Raw genomic sequence first — 15,748 nt, 5'->3', positions numbered from 1 at the left:
GGCGCGGAGCGCCGGCAGAGAACGGCTTCCGGCACGGAACCCCCGGGTACCCGGAATCCGCCCGGCCCCGCCGCTAGGCGCCCCGCACCACCAAGGCCGTGGCGACGGCCGCGAGCCCGTCCCCCCGGCCGGGGAAGCCGAGCCCGTCGGTGGTCGCCCCGGAGACAGTGACGGGGGCGCCCACCGCACCGGAGAGGACCCGCTGCGCCTCCTCGCGCCGCTTGCCGATCTTCGGCCGTGGCCCGACGACCTGCACGGCGACATTCCCGATCACGAACCCCGCATCCCGTACGATCCGCGCCGCCTCGGTGAGCAGCGCGAGCCCGGAGGCGCCGGCCCACTCGGGGCGCCCGGTGCCGAAGTGCGCGCCGAGATCGCCGAGGCCCGCGGCGGAGAACAGCGCGTTGCACGCGGCGTGGGCGACGACGTCCGCGTCGGAGTGCCCGGCGAGACCGGGCCCCTCCCCCTCCCACCTGAGACCGGCGCACCACAGCTCACGGCCCTCTTCGAAGGCGTGGATGTCGGTGCCGATGCCGACCTGCGGCAGCGGGAACGGCGCCGCGGGGGTGTGCGTGGTGACGGTGTGCGGTGCGGTGGTGCGCGCCTCGGGGGCGGGCGGTGCGGGGGCGGGCGGTGCGGGGGCGTGCGCCGCGGGGGCGGGCGGTGCGGTGGCGTGCGGTGCGTCAGAAGCCATCGTTGGCCCTCCTGCGGGCGAGCACGGCCTCGGCGAGTACGAGGTCGAGCGGCCGGGTCACCTTGAACGCCTCTTCGTGGCCGGGTACGAGGACGACCGGCTCGCCGAGGCGTTCCACGAGGCCGGCGTCGTCCGTGGCGCCGTCCCCGACGACGGCGGCCTCGTGCGCGCGCAGCAGGGTGGCGCGGTCGAAGCCCTGGGGTGTCTGCACGGCGCGCAGCCGGGCCCGGTCAGGGGTGGCGACCACGGGTTCGGGCGCCCCCGGGGTGGCGGGTCCCGCGGGGCCGACCTCCTTGACCGTGTCGGTGACCGGGAGGGCGGGGACCACGGCGGGCGCCCCGTCGCGGACGGCCTCGATGACGCCGTCGACGGTGTCGACGGGGACCAGGGGGCGGGCCGCGTCGTGCACGAGCACGATGTCGACGCCGGGCGGCAGCGCGTCCAGGCCGAGGCGCACGGACTCCTGGCGGGTCGCGCCGCCGGGCACGACGAGGACGTCGGTGCGCTCGGGCAGGGCGTGGTCGGTGAGCAGGGTCTTGACCTCGGCGGCGCCGTCCGGCGGGGCCACGACCACGACGAGCGAGACGGCCCGCGAGGCGGCCATGGCACGCACGGCGTGGATCAGCATGGGGGTGCCGTTCAGCGCGCGCAGCGCCTTGGGGGCGCCCGGGCCGAGCCGCACTCCACGCCCGGCGGCGGGGATCACGGCGGCGGTGCGCGGCCGGAGGGCCTGGGGCTGCGCGGCGTCTGCGGGGTCGGGCCGGACCGCCGCGGTAGATGCGTCAGACATCGGTTCCGTTCAGGTTTGTGTGCTCGGGCGACGTGGGTATGGCCTGGGAGTACCCCCTGCTTGGAGCAGTAACAGGGCTGGGGGAGTGCCGGGTGAGAGCCCTGACCGGACCCTTCCGTGACATCCGGTCGAGCCAGCTGCCCGAGCCCGGCACGCCAAAGCACCGGGGGAACGACCACGTATACGCACCCGGTGCACCGGGGGAATGACTCCGTGTACCGCGGGTAGGCCACCCGGAGACAGGTATGCCGCAGTGCCCGGCAACACCTTTCGGAGTCATCGGGCACCGCGGCAATGTGTGCTTCTCTGCTCGCACGTCACGCATGATCGCACTGCTGCACTGCTTGCTCATGAAGTGCTTGTTTCACGCAGCGCTTGTTTCACGCAGCGCTTGTTTCACGCAGCGCTTGTTTCACGCAGCGCTTGTTTCACGCAGCGCTTGTTTCATGATCTGCTTGATCGATCGTGCGCGCGCGTCGGTTCAGGACGCGAGAACCTCGTCGAGCAGGGCCTCGGCCTTGTCCTCGTTGGTGTTCTCCGCGAGGGCGAGTTCGCTCACCAGGATCTGGCGGGCCTTGGCGAGCATGCGCTTCTCACCTGCGGACAGTCCGCGCTCACGCTCCCGACGCCACAGGTCACGGACGACTTCCGCGACCTTGATGACATCGCCGGAGGCGAGCTTCTCGAGATTTGCCTTGTAACGGCGCGACCAGTTCGTGGGCTCTTCGGCATACGGCGCGCGCAGCACTTCGAAGACCCGGTCGAGACCGTCCTGCCCGACCACATCACGCACACCGACGAACTCCGCATTGTCCGCTGGCACACGTACCGTCAGGTCGCCCTGGGCGACCTTCAGCACCAAGTAGGTCTTGTCCACGCCTTTGATCTGGCGAGTTTCGATGGCCTCGATCAGCGCGGCCCCGTGATGGGGATAGACCACGGTGTCGCCAACCTTGAACGTCATGTGACAGGTACCCCTTCCGTGGCTATCCAGGGTAACACGGATACGGCGTCTTCTGAATGGCGTTTTCGCAGGTCAGGGCATATCTCGGGGCTTGACAACAGCGACAGGAACGTGCTGCGCGAGGGCTGCGGAAGGGGGTATTCGCAGGTGGGAGCCACTGTCCGGCGGAGGTGAAACGTCCGCGTTGCGCACCCCGCGAGGGCGCCTCAAGGGGACGAACGTCCCGGTTTGCCGGGTTCCCGTGGGTGAACTTCCGCTACTCCGTTCGGCGATCGACGTCACGTACGAGCCGACTAGGTGAATCAGGAAATGATCAAGCCGCGCGGAGCACCGGTGCGCCGAAGCGCGCTCCGCTCCGCCTGCCGTTGGGCGGCGGTGATCCACTCCCTGTTCCTCTGCCGTTCTCACCCCGATCTTCCGGCGATCTTCCCCCGATCTCCCACCGGATCTCCCTCCTGTATCTCCCGTCCGAACTCCCACCCGATCCTCCGTCTGGCCAATTCTCGGAGGGGTGGCGCATTTCTTGCGGAAAAGCGTCCGTGCGTCGTCGTGGGCGGTTAAAAAAATGTGCGGCGCTGGACGAAGGGAAGCTCGCGGGAAGACGCAGGGCGGGCCGCGGGGCGGCCCGGGTGCGAAGAAACCGAGGAGGCTCGCGGGTCGGAGGGGCGGGTCGGGTGCGGTGGCTCGGGAACGGCTCGGTAACCTAAGCCCGCTGACACACCCTTAGGGCGGTCGACCGGCCGCCCGCCGTCCGTTACCGCCCTCGTTCTAGGAGTTGCCGCCGCCGTGAGCCGCAGCCTTCGACGCGGCGCCATCGCCGCCACCGCCCTCGCGTTCTCGCTCGCCTCGCTCACCGCCTGCGGTGCCGGAAACAACGCCGAGACGATCGAGATCAAGCCGGACAACGCGGCGATCGCCGTCGGTGACATCAAGATCCAGAACGCCATGATCATCACGCAGCCCGATCGGGAGTCGACCGGCCCCGCCGTGTTCGCCGCGATGGTCTTCAACAACGGCGACACCGACCAGACCCTCGACGCGATCACCGTCAACGGCGTCGGCAAGAAGGCCGAGCTGTCCCCCGCCAAGGGCGAGAAGAAGGGCAAGGGCGGCGGCCTGACCATCCCGGCGGGCGGCTCCGTCACGATCGGCGGCAAGGACAACGCCTCCGCGGTCCTGCCTTCGAGCCGTGAGGCCGTCAAGGACGGCAACGCGCAGCCCGTCACCTTCGCCTTCAGCAAGACCGGCGACGTGAAGCTGAAGACGTTCGTCGTCCCGGCCGAGAGCTACTTCAAGAAGTGGGGCCCGAGCGAGCTCCCCGAGAGCCCGGACGGCAAGCCCTCCGGCAAGCCCTCGGGCGACCGGTCCGGCAAGCCCTCGGGCAAGCCGTCCGGCACCCCGTCGGGCGAATCGGACGAGGCGGCCACCGGGACGCCGTCCGGCGAGGGAACCCCTTCGGGCGACGACGCCAAGCCGCCGGCCAACGGCGCGGACGGCGCGGCGGACGGCGCGAACAACGCGGTGAGCGGCGCGCAGGGTGAGGCCGGGCACGACGAGGGGTCGACCGGCCAGCACTGACGGCGCGCCGACGCCTCGTACGAAGCCGCATACGCCTCGCACGAAGCCGCATACGCCTCGCACGAAAGCGCATGCGCCTCGTATGCCACATGGGCTGCCGTGTGCCACGGGCACAGCCCTGCGCCACGTACGCAGCCGTGTGACACGTACACAGCCTTGTGCCACGTACACAACAGGGAAGGGCGGGAACCCCCGGGGGTTCCCGCCCTTCCCTTGTCGGTGGCGCTGGTCAGGTGTCGGTCTACGGCTCGAACTTGTAGCCGAGGCCGCGGACCGTCACCAGGTAGCGCGGTGCCCCCGGGTCCGGCTCGATCTTGGCGCGCAGGCGCTTGACGTGCACGTCCAGGGTCTTGGTGTCGCCCACGTAGTCGGCGCCCCAGACGCGGTCGATGAGCTGCATGCGGGTGAGGACGCGGCCCGCGTTGCGCAGCAGCATCTCCAGGAGGTCGAACTCCTTCAGGGGCAGGTCGACCTTGGAGCCGGAGACGGTGACCACGTGGCGGTCGACGTCCATGCGGACCGGCCCCGCCTCCAGGGCCTGCGGGGTGACCTCCTCCGGCTCGCCCCGGCGGCGCAGCACCGCGCGGATGCGGGCCACCAGTTCGCGGGAGGAGAAGGGCTTGGTGACGTAGTCGTCGGCTCCTATTTCCAGTCCGACGACCTTGTCGATCTCGCTGTCCTTGGCGGTGACCATGATCACCGGCACGTTCGAGCGGCTGCGCAGCTGGCGGCACACCTCGGTGCCGGGCAGGCCGGGCAGCATCAGGTCGAGCAGGACGAGGTCGGCGCCGTTGCGCTCGAATTCGTCCAGGCCGTCCGGGCCGGTGGCCGCGATCGCGACCTCGAAGCCCTCCTTGCGGAGCATGTACGACAGGGCGTCGCTGAAGGACTCCTCGTCCTCGACGACGAGCACTCGGGTCACGGAAGGACCTCCGGGGCGGCAGGAATGGGTTCGTATGCAGTTGTGTCGTCGGGCCTTGCGCCCTGGTGCGCGCCGTCCGCGGTGAAGCCGTGTCCGGCTCCGCGGTCGCGGGCCGCAGCTGCCTCGGGCAGACGCAGCGTGAAGGTGGAGCCCTGTCCCTCGGAGCTCCACACGGTGACCTCCCCGCCGTGCGAGGCGGCCACGTGCTTGACGATGGCGAGGCCGAGGCCGGTCCCGCCGGTGGCGCGCGAGCGGGCCGGGTCGACGCGGTAGAAGCGCTCGAAGATGCGCTCCTTGTCCTTGTCGGAGATTCCGATGCCCTGGTCGGTGACCGCGACCTCGATGAGGTCTCCGCCCGGTGCGGTGACCCGGCGTGCGGCTATGCCGACCCTGGTGCGGGCCGGCGAGTAGTTGACGGCGTTCTCGACGAGGTTGCCGAGGGCCGCGGCGAGCTGGCCCCGGTTGCCCCAGACGTGCAGGTCGGCGATGCCGCCCTCCCGTCGGCCGTCGGCGCCCTGGCCGGGTCCCTGACCGAGCCCTTCGGGCGCGGCCATGTTCGTGGCCATGGTGATCTGCTTGGTGCCCGCCTGGTGGCGGCAGCGGTCGATGGCCTCGCCCACGAGTTCGTCGACGCGGACGGGCTCGGCGTCCTCCAGCGGGTCGTCGTTCTGCACCCGGGAGAGGTCGATGAGCTCCTGCACGAGGTTGGTCAGGCGGGTCGCCTCGTTCTGCATCCGGCCGGCGAAGCGTTCGACGGCCTCGGGGTCGTCGGCGGCGTCCATGACGGCTTCGGAGAGCAGGGAGAGGGCGCCCACCGGGGTCTTGAGCTCGTGGCTGACGTTCGCCACGAAGTCGCGGCGCACGGCCTCGATCCGGCGGGCCTCGGTGAGGTCCTCGACCAGGAGCAGCACGAGGCGGGAGCCGAGCGGCGCGACCCGCGCGGAGACCGCGAGGGCGTCGCCGCGGCCGGTGCCCCGGCGCGGCAGGTCCAGCTCGACCTGTCGTATCTCGCCGTCCCGCCGGGTGTCCCTGGCCATCTGGAGCATCGGTTCGACGGCGAGCTTGCCGCCGCGCACGAGTCCGAGGGCGTACGCCGCGGAGCTCGCCTTGACCACGCTGTCCGCCTCGTCGAGGACGACGGCGGACGAGCGGAGCACGGAGAGCACCGTGTCGACGCCGGGGGGCAGGACCGGGTCCGTGTGCAGGGATGTCCTGGTGGGCCTCTTCTGGTCGCGTTCGCTCCAGCGAAACGCCAGCATGGCGATGACGCCGGTGCACACCCCGGCGATCGCTGCCGCTGCGGCGACCGCCGCGTTCACGTCCATGCCTCCAGGTTATGCGCGTTCGGAGCACCTCCCACAGCCATCCGGGTGGCCACTCGAACACTCGTCGCTCAGAGTTCACTGTGGGGACGGCAGTGGTTCATTTCGGCGGGAGGGCCTGGTGGACCGGATGATTCCGGTGCGGGGCACGGCCTCCGGGTGCGGGACGGGTGTCGCCCCCGGGGGCCCTGTGTGCAGTGTGGCGCATCCGGGGCGACGCGGGGCACTGTCGCCCATAGTTCACCTTGACGACAGAGCTGATTCATTTGAGATGACTTAAACGGTCGCGTCGGCCCCGCACCGTGGGAGCGTAGGGGTGACCCCCTGTGACGTACGAGAGAGGGACAGCCACATGCGTGACGCGTACCACGAGGAACTTGACTCGATCGGCGAGGGCCTGGTCGAGATGGCCCGTCTTGTCGGGTCGGCGATCGGGCGCGCCACCACGGCCATGCTCGACGCCGATCTGAAGCTGGCGGAGAGCGTGATCGCCGCCGACCAGAAGGTCGACGACCTCCAGCACGAGCTGGAGGCGCGGGCGATAGCCCTGCTGGCACGGCAGCAGCCGGTGGCGACCGATCTGCGGATCGTCGTCACCTCGCTGCGGATGAGCGCCGACCTGGAGCGCTCGGGCGACCTGGCCCAGCACGTGGCCAAGCTGGCCAGGCTGCGCTTCCCGGACTCGGCGGTGCCGCGTGACCTGCACGCCACGATCCTGGAGATGGGGCAGCTCGCGCAGCGCCTGATGGCCAAGGCGGCAGAGGTCATCATCACGAAGGACGTCGATCTGGCGTTGCAGCTGGAGCAGGACGACGACGAGATGGACCTGCTGCACCGCACGCTGTTCCAGCACCTGATGGACGACCGCTGGAAGCACGGCATCGAGACGGCGGTCGACGTGACGCTGCTCGGCCGGTACTACGAGCGCTTCGCGGACCACGCGGTGTCCGTCGCCAAGCGGGTCGTGTACCTGGTGACGGGGGAGCACGCGGACGAGATCCAGTCGGGCGGCGTGCCGGTCGAGGGCGCGTAGCCGCGCACTGCCGGGCACGCCGAAGGGCGGGCGCCGTTCCCTGCGGGGCACGGCGCCCGCCCTTCGGCGTGCGTCAGTGGGTCAGCCGCAACCGCCGCCGCACTGGCACGGACCACCGGACTGGCAGCCACAGCTGCAACCGGAACCGCACTGGCAACCGCTCGAACAGGTATCGGTCTTGGGGGACTCGGCCATGGTCTCCTCCTCGAAGGCGTACTGCGAAGACGTACTGCCTGCCGGTCCATTGCACGCCCATAGCGATGGGGCGCGTCAACGGCGCATTTGTGCGCGTACGGCGTTTGCCCCTCGACGAGGTTGGGGCCACGCCCGCCGACCCCGCTGTCCCGGGCTCCCGGGCTCCCCCCGGCCCCCGGGCTCCCGGCCCCCCGGCTCCCGCGCTCCCCCGGTCTCTCGCGCTCCCCGGCCCTCCCCGGTCTCCTCCGGTCTCGCTCCCCCAGCCTTCCCCGGCTCTCGCGCTCCCGGGCCCTCCCGGGTCCCCCGGTCCATCTCCCCCGGCCGTCCCGGGGAGCGCGGGAGGAGCACTAGAGCGTGGCGAGCGGGGGAGGCCGGCGCCCCCGCCGTGGGCGTCCCGTCCCGGCGTTCCACCCGGGCTTCGTTTCGCCTGGTCAGCGGCGCAGGTGCGTCCCAGCTTCCCAACCTGTCCGTGTTCTGTGGTGGCGGGCACTGACCGGCTCACAGACTCGGGGCGTCCACCACCGCAGCCGTTGACCGCCGGGAACCGGGGCAGAGACCCCGGTCGGCCGTCGACGGCGCGAGCGCCGACGACTCAGGGAGTCTCCCCATGCCCCGTTCCCCTTCAGCGCGCGCCGCCGCACGGCCGGGGCGGCAGCCGCCGCCTTGCTGTCCCTGGGGCTGCTGACCGCGTGCGGCTCCGATTCCTCGGACACCGACGCGCCCGCGTCGAACACCGGCACGTCGAGCGCCGGTCCGTCCCGGAAGACCGAGTCGCGCCCCGACACGTCCGACAGCGGCGGGAAGGGGAACACGAAGCCGTCCCCTCGGGCCAAGGGCGGGGCCGAAGGCGGGGGCGTGAAGCTTCTGACGGGCGACACCCTCGCCCCGAGCACGTTCCAGTTGAACGTCGACGGCGGCACCGAGAACCTCAGCGAGGTCTCCGACCTGACGATGGACCAGCCTGTGCAGCAGGTCCCCTCCAACGCGCTCATCCCAGGCCAGCAGCAGTCGGGCACGGTGACCGTGGTCCGCGGCGCCGAACAGTCCCAGCAGTTCACCGACCTGATAGGCGGCACCGCCCAGCCCGCGACAGCGTCCCTCAATGTGCTGGATTACATGGGCAACGCGAAGAAGCAGTACACCCTGCAAGAGCCCAGGGTCATCAAGGTCGACAACCCCCCGACCGGAAACGCCCAGAGCGTCACGATCAAGTTCACGAGCCTGACAATCGGCTAGGACGCAGCAAGGCCCCCACCGGCAGGAAGACCGGAGACGGGGGCCTTGAACGCGACGACCACGCGACGACCACGCGACGGCTTCGTGATGGCCTCGCGCGTGGGGGCCTACTTCTTCTTGCCCTGGTTCTTGACCGCCTCGATCGCCGCCTTCGCGGCGTCCGGGTCGAGGTAGGTGCCGCCCGGGTTCAGGGGCTTGAAGTCGGCGTCCAGTTCGTAGGACAGGGGGATGCCGGTGGGGATGTTCAGGCCCGCGATGTCGGCGTCGGAGATGTTGTCCAGGTGCTTGACCAGGGCACGGAGGCTGTTGCCGTGGGCGGCGACGAGGACGGTGCGGCCCGTGAGGAGGTCGGGGACGATGGCGTCGAACCAGTACGGGAGCATCCGGACGACGACGTCCTTGAGGCACTCCGTCCGCGGCCGCAGCTCCGGCGGGAGCGTGGCGTAGCGCGGGTCGGAGAACTGGGAGTACTCCGCGTCGCGGTCCAGGGGCGGCGGCGGGGTGTCGTACGAGCGGCGCCACAGCATGAACTGCTCCTCGCCGAACTCGGCGAGGGTCTGAGCCTTGTCCTTGCCCTGGAGCGCGCCGTAGTGCCGCTCGTTCAGACGCCACGACCGGTGTACGGGGATCCAGTGGCGGTCGGCCGACTCCAGAGCGAGCTGCGCCGTGCGGATCGCGCGCTTCTGGAGCGAGGTGTGGACCACGTCGGGGAGCAGGCCGGCGTCCTTGAGCAGCTCACCGCCGCGGACCGCCTCCTTCTCGCCCTTCTCGTTCAGGTTGACGTCCACCCAGCCGGTGAACAGGTTCTTCGCGTTCCATTCGCTCTCGCCGTGGCGGAGGAGGATCAGCTTGTACGGTGCGTCGGCCATGTCCCCGAGCGTAATCGAACCGTCCGAGCGGCCGCGCCCCGGAGCGACCGCCGGGACGATTGACGAGCGGTGTCAATCGAGTGGCGGGCGCGCTCGACGGCGAAGTAATTTGTGCTCGCCGGTTTGGGCACTTACAACTACCGCTCGCATCGCCTCGGGGGAACCATGTCAGTCACCGCAGTGAGACGCGCCGTCAAGGACTCCGTCTCGGGCATGCCCCCGGCCTTCTGGTGGTTGTGGACCAGCACCCTGGTGAACCGGCTCGGGGCGTTCGTCGCCACGTTCATGGCGCTCTACCTGACCCTGGACCGCGGGTACTCGGCCACGTACGCCGGACTCGTCGCCGCTCTGCACGGTCTCGGTGGCGTCGTCTCCTCGCTCGGCGCCGGCGTGATGACCGACCGGCTCGGGCGGCGTCCGACGCTGCTGATCGCGCAGATCTCGACGGCCGCCTCCGTGGCGCTGCTCGGCTTCATGCAGCACCCGGTCGCGATCGCCGGTGTCGCCTTCCTCGTCGGGATGGCGAGCAACGCATCGCGGCCCGCCGTGCAGGCGATGATGGCGGACATCGTGCGCCCCGAGGACCGGGTGCGCGCCTTCTCGCTCAACTACTGGGCCATCAACCTCGGTTTCGCCATCTCCTCCGCGGGCGCCGGCTTCATCGCCTCCTACAGCTATCTCGCGGGGTTCCTGATCGAGGCCGCCATGACGCTGGTGTGCGCGATCGTCGTGTACGTGAAGCTGCCGGAGTCACGGCCGCAACCCGGTGCGGCGGGCGGTGACGCGGACGGCGTCGGGCTCGGCACCGTGCTGCGCGACGGGCGGTTCATGGGGGTCGTCGGCCTCTCCTTCCTGGTGGCCCTGCTCTTCCAGCAGGGCTCGGTGGGGCTGCCGATCGCGATGGGCGAGGCGGGTTTCTCGCCGAGCGACTACGGCGTGGCCATCGCCGTGAACGGCGTCATGATCGTCGTATTGCAGATCCCGGTCACGCGGTTCATCGAGCACCGGGACCCGCAGAGCCTCCTCGTCCTGTCCTCGTTCGTCGCGGGCATCGGCTTCGGGCTCACCGCGTTCGCCGGTTCGGTCGGCCTCTTCGTGGTGACCGTGATGATCTGGACGCTCGCCGAGATCGTCAACGCACCCACCCAGACAGGCCTGGTCGTGCGGCTCTCGCCGACCCATGGACGCGGTCGCTACCAGGGCATGTACACGATGTCGTGGGCCGTCGCCGCCCTGGTGGCGCCCCTGATGTCCGGCCTGCTCATCGACCGTCTCGGGGCGCAGTGGCTGTGGGGCGCGTGCGCGGTCGTGGGCACGGTCGCGGCGCTCGGGTACTGGGGGCTGATGCGGGGGCTTTCGGACGCGGCGGAGGCGGCCGAGGCTGCGGATGCGGCGAATGTGGCCACTGCGGCGGCGGAGGTGGCGACGGCGACGGCTGCGACGGCTGTGGCTGTGGCTGCGGCTGCGGCTGCGACGGATGTGCACGGGCGGGACACCGAAGGCGCAGAGGGCACAGAGGGTGCAGAGGGCACAGTGCGTGCAGAGCGTGTGCAGAGCGCGCGGAAGGCATAGGAGGCACCGGGAGCGCGGGGGGGCGTGGAGTGGGCCGGGGGCGCCGGGGGCGGGAAGGTCGCGCCGGCTTCGGCGGGCTCCCTCAGCGCGCCGGTCGCCGCCGCTACCGTGAGCCCAGCGCAGGATCCCCTTGGACCGCAGGGAGAGTGACCTGACCATGGCCGAACCACTGAAGACCTTCATCGGCGGCGAGGAGGTGGACGTCCCCAACACCATCCCGGACATCCGTGCCGCGCTGCCGGAGGACCGGCGCGCGGAGTTCGACCGCGCCATCAACGCGGCCGGGATCGACGAGATCCACTCCGTGATGCGGCACTGGATGCTGGAGGCCGTGCCCGACCCGGAGGCCGAGGCCCTGCTCGCCCGCCTCGCCGCCGACGAGGCCGAGAGGCGGAGCATCGCGTGAGCCGTCACCGCAGGAGCGGGAACTATCGCATCACGTACGCGCCACCGGCCGACGACACCCTCGCCAAGATGGCCGACGCGGACGCCTTCCGGACGGCCATGGCCCGCACGCTCGGCCGCGACCCCTACGGGCACGGTTCGACCGCCGTGTCCGCGGAACCCACCGAGCCCGACCGCCGTGAGGCGACGGTCGGCGGCGCGATCGTCCTCTACTACGTGTCCGGTTCGGTCCTGACCGTGACGGTGGTCCGGCTGGTCCCGTTCGGCTGAACCGGCGGGAACGCCCTGCCGGGCCTCGCCGGAGGTCACTCCTCCAGGGCGCGCTGCGCCTCGTACAGGTTCCGCGGCCGTACCGCGCCCGGCGAACCGTACGCCTCGATGCGGCCGTCCAGCTCTCCGGAGAAGTCGGGTACGTCGATCTGGTCGAACTCACGCACCCGGGAGATGCCCACTGTGGCGCTGTAAGGGGCGATGCCGTCAAGTTTGACCAGTCCGGCGCGCTCGTTGGTGACCGTGACGTTCCAGTGCGTGAAACGCGCTCCGTAGAGGGGCCCCGCGCTCGCGTCGCCGCCGTGCCGCCCGTCGTTCTCGACGGTGATCTGCGTGCGTACGTTGGCGAACGGCATCCCGCGGTGCGTGTCGAACGTCCCCGTCCGCATGTCGCCCCGCGACCAGACGTTGTACGACGAGAGGCCCTCGACGTTGATGCCGTGGAGCTGGGTTCCGGCGGGCGCGGGCGTGGTGCGGCGCTCGATCCGGAAGTCCTCGATCAGGTTGTCGTGCGAGCCCTCGCGGCAGAAGTACGGGTGGTGCGCGCCGCGGCCGCCCACGGAGGTGCGGCGCAGGGTGCACGCGGAGGCGGCGACGAGCCCGAACCCGTTGTCGACGTGGCGTACGTGGACGTCCTCGGCCCAGCAGTCGTACGCGCACTGGAAGGTGACGCCGTTGTGGCCCCTGTCCAGGAGGTGCGGGGACTGCGGGGTCTCGACGGCCGCGAGGGTGAGGCCTTCGACGCCGGACCCGGTGAGCGCGCGGACGTGGGTGGTGAGTCGGGGGTCCCACTCGGGGCGTACGTCGAGCGGGAGCGGGCGCTCGAAGGTGACGGTGCGCCCCTTGAGGCGGGCGACCCGTACGGGCCACTCGTAGGGCACGTACGACGTCAGCTTGGTCTTGTCGTCCCATGTGTAGGCCCGCGCCCCCGGGCCGCCGCCCGCCATGTGCTCCAGGAGGGTGTGGTCGGCGTCGTCGGCCAGGCGGAGGAGGACGAGGTCGCCGGGGCGCAGGCGGGAGGCGTCGGTGACGCGGGCGGACCAGGAGCCGCGGGCGGCCGGGGCGAGGGTGGTCAGGGTGCGCCACTCGTCGCGCCTGTTGCCGGTCCAGCCCTCGAAGGGCCAGGTCCCGGCCCTGATGGCGGTGGTCAGGCTGTCCCAGCGCGCGCTCGGGCAGAGCCAGATGAGGCCGCCCGCCCAGGACCAGCTGGACTTGTCGCCTCCGTAGCGGCTGCCGTAGGGGCCGATGAGTTCGGTGAGGTTCTTGGTGGCGAGGAGTTCGGTGCGGGTGGGGCCCGCGCCGCGCAGGACGACGTTGTCGTGCCGGATGCGGATGACGTCGTCGACGCGGTAGGTGCCCGGGGCGAGCTGGACCGTGCCGCCACCGGCTCTCCCGGCGGCGGCGAGGGCGCGGTTGATCGCGGGCGCCGCGTTCGACTGGGCGTCGGGCCTGGCGCCGTAGTGGTGGGCGTGGAACACGCGCCGGGGGCGGGAGAGGTGCCGGGCTCCCCTACGGGCTCCGGCCCGGGCTATGTAGGGGATGTGGGGGTGGGTGTAGGGGGCGCGGGTGAACTCTTGCCAGAGGGTGGGGGGTTGCGGGGAGCTGGTTGCTGCTTGGGCGGCGCCGGCTGCTGCCGCGGTGACTGATGCCGCTGCCGCGCTGACTGTGGCGGTTGTGGCGGCTGTGGCTGCTCCGAGCACGGTGCGTCTGGTGAGGTCTGCCATGTCGCGCCCCCTGCGGCGGTCTGCGTACGTGAACATGGTTCATGTCTGCGTTGGGCGGGAGCATGCCATGGCACACCGCGCCGGGGAAGGTGTCGTACCGCGAGACTTCCAGCCGACCGGATGTGTGGCCGTGCCCACCCGTTCCGCAGCTGGCGGACCGGCTGCTTACCGGGGCAGGAAGCAACAACGCGCGGCAGCGGTGAGTTTCAGGACCGAGGCTGGGTCAGGTGGGTGAACGCATCCAAGTTGCGGGTGGACTCCCCGCGCGCCACGCGCCACTCGTACTCCTTGCGGATCGCCGAGGCGAAGCCGAGTTCCAGGAGGGTGTTGAAGGAGCCGTCCGCCGCTTCGAGGACGGAGCCGAGGAGACGGTCGAGTTCGTCGGGCGTGACGGCGGCCAGCGGGAGTTTGCCGGTGAGGTACACGTCTCCCAGGGAGTCGATCGCGTAACCGACGCCGTACAGGCGCAGATTGCGCTCCAGGAGCCAGCGGTGCACGGCCTCGTGGTTCTCGTCGGGGTGCCGGATCACGAAGGCGTTCAGGGACAGCGAGTGGTTGCCCACGCGCAGCGAGAGGGTCGTGGAGAGCTTGCGCGTACCGGGCAGCTTCACCACGTAGGAGCCGGGTTCGGGGGACTCCCATGCGAGCTCGGCCTCGTCCAGAGCCCGCTCGATCACCGCACAGGGCGCCCCGCTGGGATCGTCAGCCATGGTGTGAGCGTACGTGACGCCGGTGGTCGTGCACGGCGGCGCAGTACACGTCGGCCGTGGCGGACGCCGCGGTTCCCCAGCCGAAGGACTGCGCGTGCCGCGCGGCCGCCGCGCCCATGTGGTCCACAAGCTGTGGACGGTCGGCGAACTCGCCCAGCACGCGCGCGTAGTGGGCGGGTTCGTGGCCGGAGATCAGGAACCCGGTCTCGCCGTCGCGCACGGCCACGGGAAGTCCGCCCACCGCCGCGGCGAGCACCGGCGTGCCCGCGGCCTGCGCCTCGATGGCCACCAGGCCGAAGGACTCGCTGTAGGAGGGCATCACGAGCACGGACGCGGCCCGGAACCAGTCGGCGAGCTGATCCTGTCCGACGGGCGGCTGGAAGCGGACGACGTCGGCGATCCCCAGGCGCGCGGCCAGCTTCTGCAAGCCCTCGGGCTTGGCGAGGCCGCTGCCGCTCGGCCCGCCCACGATCGGCACGACGATCCGAGAGCGCAGTCCGGGCCGCTCGTCGAGCAGCCTGCCCACCGCGCGCAGCAGCACGTCGGGGGCCTTCAGGGGCTGAATGCGGCCCGCGAAGAGCGGTATCAGGGCGTCCTGCGGCAGTCCGAGGCGGTGCCTGGCGGCGGCGCGGCCGTCGGCAGGGCGGAACCGGTCCAGGTTCACGCCGGGGTGGACGACGGCGACCTTGCCGGGGTCGGCCTCGTAGTGGCGGACGAGTTCGTCGGCCTCTTCGGAGGTGTTGGCGATGAGCCGGTCGGCGGCGCGCACGATCTGGGTCTCGCCGATGACGCGGGCGGCGGGCTCGGGGGTGTCGCCCGCGGCGAGCGCGGCGTTCTTGACCTTGGCCATGGTGTGCATGGCGTGCACCAGGGGGGCGCCCCAGCGCTCGGCGGCCAGCCAGCCGACGTGGCCGCTGAGCCAGTAGTGGGAGTGGACCAGGTCGTAGTAGCCGGGCCGGTGGCCCGCCCAGGCCTGCATCACGCCGTGCGTGAACGCGCACAGCTGGGCCGGCAGCTCCTCCTTGGCGAGGCCTTCGTAGGGGCCGGCGTCGACGTGGCGCACGAGGACGCCCGGCGCCAGCTCCACGGTCGGCGGCAGGGCGCCGGTGGTGGCGCGGGTGAAGACCTCGACCTCGATGTTGAGGGCGGCCAGGCGCTTGGCGAGCTCCACGATGTAGACGTTCATGCCGCCCGCGTCACCGGTGCCCGGCTGGTGCAGCGGTGAGGTGTGGACGCTGAGCATGGCCACCCGGCGTGGGCGCCGCGAGGACCCCGGCAGCCTGATCCGGGCGGGTGCGGATGGGGAGCGACGCCCGAGCCTGGTCACGTAGTGGCTCACGTGGCGGTCCTCCTTGGCCTTGGCGGCGGGCACGACGAGGGGGAGGCCGGTGCGCGCCTCCTGGGGAAGCAACACCGGAGGGGCCCGCTCCATTTCCTCTTTGCCAAAGCATTGCCTAGTCATTC

General features: G+C 71.2%; 15 protein-coding genes. 6 read left to right on the top strand and 9 right to left on the bottom strand.

The genetic code is table 11. The features are described 5' to 3' along the window. Positions 1 to 73: 73 nt before the first annotated feature. From ispF to ACH4DX_RS21475, 3 genes are all read right to left on the bottom strand, one after another. The gene (gene ispF, locus ACH4DX_RS21485; RefSeq protein WP_398156282.1) at positions 74 to 694 is read right to left on the bottom strand and encodes a 2-C-methyl-D-erythritol 2,4-cyclodiphosphate synthase; all 621 of its coding nucleotides are present in this window, start codon (positions 692 to 694) and stop codon (positions 74 to 76) included. Then, entirely contained in the window at positions 684 to 1,484 is an 801-nt protein-coding gene (gene ispD, locus ACH4DX_RS21480; RefSeq protein ID WP_398156281.1) for a 2-C-methyl-D-erythritol 4-phosphate cytidylyltransferase, read from the bottom strand. The genes ispF and ispD overlap by 11 nt, the downstream gene beginning before the upstream one ends. Before the next feature lie 481 nt (positions 1,485 to 1,965). After that, a complete protein-coding gene (locus ACH4DX_RS21475) occupies positions 1,966 to 2,448 on the bottom strand; it encodes a CarD family transcriptional regulator (RefSeq protein ID WP_003953493.1) in 483 nt (160 codons plus the stop codon). A gap of 786 nt (positions 2,449 to 3,234) precedes the next feature. Here ACH4DX_RS21475 and ACH4DX_RS21470 point away from each other — a divergent pair. Then, on the top strand, positions 3,235 to 4,026 hold the full coding sequence (locus ACH4DX_RS21470; protein ID WP_398156280.1) for a copper chaperone PCu(A)C: 792 nt from the start codon (positions 3,235 to 3,237) through the stop codon (positions 4,024 to 4,026). A 241-nt stretch (positions 4,027 to 4,267) separates the two neighbouring features. Here ACH4DX_RS21470 and ACH4DX_RS21465 read toward each other — a convergent pair whose 3' ends face one another. Beyond that, the gene (locus tag ACH4DX_RS21465) at positions 4,268 to 4,948 is read right to left on the bottom strand and encodes a response regulator transcription factor (protein ID WP_030682312.1); all 681 of its coding nucleotides are present in this window, start codon (positions 4,946 to 4,948) and stop codon (positions 4,268 to 4,270) included. Then, positions 4,945 to 6,273: a sensor histidine kinase gene (locus ACH4DX_RS21460; protein ID WP_398120981.1), complete on the bottom strand. Its 1,329-nt coding sequence runs from the start codon at positions 6,271 to 6,273 to the stop codon at positions 4,945 to 4,947. The genes ACH4DX_RS21465 and ACH4DX_RS21460 overlap by 4 nt, the downstream gene beginning before the upstream one ends. 349 nt (positions 6,274 to 6,622) lie before the next feature. On the opposite strand from ACH4DX_RS21460, the gene phoU reads away from it, so the two are divergent. Beyond that, a complete protein-coding gene (phoU, locus tag ACH4DX_RS21455; protein ID WP_398156279.1) occupies positions 6,623 to 7,303 on the top strand; it encodes a phosphate signaling complex protein PhoU in 681 nt (226 codons plus the stop codon). 1,050 nt (positions 7,304 to 8,353) lie between these two features. Continuing rightward, entirely contained in the window at positions 8,354 to 8,734 is a 381-nt protein-coding gene (locus ACH4DX_RS21450; RefSeq protein WP_398156278.1) for a hypothetical protein, read from the top strand. Between the two features lie 107 nt (positions 8,735 to 8,841). Here ACH4DX_RS21450 and ACH4DX_RS21445 read toward each other — a convergent pair whose 3' ends face one another. Next, positions 8,842 to 9,603, bottom strand: coding sequence for a phosphoglyceromutase (locus ACH4DX_RS21445; protein WP_398120963.1), 762 nt, complete (start codon positions 9,601 to 9,603; stop codon positions 8,842 to 8,844). A 165-nt stretch (positions 9,604 to 9,768) separates the two neighbouring features. Here ACH4DX_RS21445 and ACH4DX_RS21440 point away from each other — a divergent pair, with 165 nt between their 5' ends. The 3 genes from ACH4DX_RS21440 (at position 9,769) to ACH4DX_RS21430 (ending at position 11,850) form a co-directional block, all read left to right on the top strand. Further along, entirely contained in the window at positions 9,769 to 11,175 is a 1,407-nt protein-coding gene (locus ACH4DX_RS21440; RefSeq protein ID WP_398156277.1) for an MDR family MFS transporter, read from the top strand. 157 nt (positions 11,176 to 11,332) lie between these two features. Beyond that, a complete protein-coding gene (locus tag ACH4DX_RS21435; RefSeq protein ID WP_398120959.1) occupies positions 11,333 to 11,581 on the top strand; it encodes a hypothetical protein in 249 nt (82 codons plus the stop codon). A gap of 68 nt (positions 11,582 to 11,649) precedes the next feature. Beyond that, positions 11,650 to 11,850 carry a hypothetical protein gene (locus tag ACH4DX_RS21430; RefSeq protein ID WP_398121446.1) on the top strand — a complete coding sequence of 67 codons (201 nt, stop codon included), beginning with the start codon at positions 11,650 to 11,652 and terminating at the stop codon, positions 11,848 to 11,850. A gap of 35 nt (positions 11,851 to 11,885) precedes the next feature. Here the strand turns inward: ACH4DX_RS21430 and ACH4DX_RS21425 are convergent, their stop codons facing one another. From ACH4DX_RS21425 to mshA, 3 genes are all read right to left on the bottom strand, one after another. Further along, positions 11,886 to 13,574: a glycosyl hydrolase family 28-related protein gene (locus ACH4DX_RS21425; RefSeq protein WP_398156276.1), complete on the bottom strand. Its 1,689-nt coding sequence runs from the start codon at positions 13,572 to 13,574 to the stop codon at positions 11,886 to 11,888. A 206-nt stretch (positions 13,575 to 13,780) separates the two neighbouring features. Further along, the gene (locus tag ACH4DX_RS21420) at positions 13,781 to 14,284 is read right to left on the bottom strand and encodes a YbjN domain-containing protein (protein WP_398156275.1); all 504 of its coding nucleotides are present in this window, start codon (positions 14,282 to 14,284) and stop codon (positions 13,781 to 13,783) included. Continuing rightward, complete coding sequence (gene mshA / locus ACH4DX_RS21415) at positions 14,277 to 15,623, bottom strand: D-inositol-3-phosphate glycosyltransferase (protein WP_398156581.1); 1,347 nt, start codon at positions 15,621 to 15,623, stop codon at positions 14,277 to 14,279. The genes ACH4DX_RS21420 and mshA overlap by 8 nt, the downstream gene beginning before the upstream one ends. Positions 15,624 to 15,748: the final 125 nt, after the last annotated feature.

The organism is Streptomyces sp. NPDC017940 (assembly GCF_044328435.1).
Lineage (GTDB): Bacteria > Actinomycetota > Actinomycetes > Streptomycetales > Streptomycetaceae > Streptomyces.
The sequence above is the reverse complement of the archived record's forward strand: the minus strand, read 5'-3'. Positions and strand labels throughout refer to the sequence as shown.

Coding starts and splice junctions, on each gene's coding strand:
- ispF (WP_398156282.1), bottom strand. CDS start 694: ATGGCTTCTGACGCACCGCACGCCACCGCACCGCCCGCCCCCGCGGCG.
- ispD (WP_398156281.1), bottom strand. CDS start 1,484: ATGTCTGACGCATCTACCGCGGCGGTCCGGCCCGACCCCGCAGACGCC.
- ACH4DX_RS21475 (WP_003953493.1), bottom strand. CDS start 2,448: ATGACGTTCAAGGTTGGCGACACCGTGGTCTATCCCCATCACGGGGCC.
- ACH4DX_RS21460 (WP_398120981.1), bottom strand. CDS start 6,273: ATGGACGTGAACGCGGCGGTCGCCGCAGCGGCAGCGATCGCCGGGGTG.
- phoU (WP_398156279.1), top strand. CDS start 6,623: ATGCGTGACGCGTACCACGAGGAACTTGACTCGATCGGCGAGGGCCTG.
- ACH4DX_RS21445 (WP_398120963.1), bottom strand. CDS start 9,603: ATGGCCGACGCACCGTACAAGCTGATCCTCCTCCGCCACGGCGAGAGC.
- ACH4DX_RS21440 (WP_398156277.1), top strand. CDS start 9,769: ATGTCAGTCACCGCAGTGAGACGCGCCGTCAAGGACTCCGTCTCGGGC.
- ACH4DX_RS21435 (WP_398120959.1), top strand. CDS start 11,333: ATGGCCGAACCACTGAAGACCTTCATCGGCGGCGAGGAGGTGGACGTC.
- ACH4DX_RS21430 (WP_398121446.1), top strand. CDS start 11,650: ATGGCCGACGCGGACGCCTTCCGGACGGCCATGGCCCGCACGCTCGGC.
- ACH4DX_RS21425 (WP_398156276.1), bottom strand. CDS start 13,574: ATGGCAGACCTCACCAGACGCACCGTGCTCGGAGCAGCCACAGCCGCC.
- ACH4DX_RS21420 (WP_398156275.1), bottom strand. CDS start 14,284: ATGGCTGACGATCCCAGCGGGGCGCCCTGTGCGGTGATCGAGCGGGCT.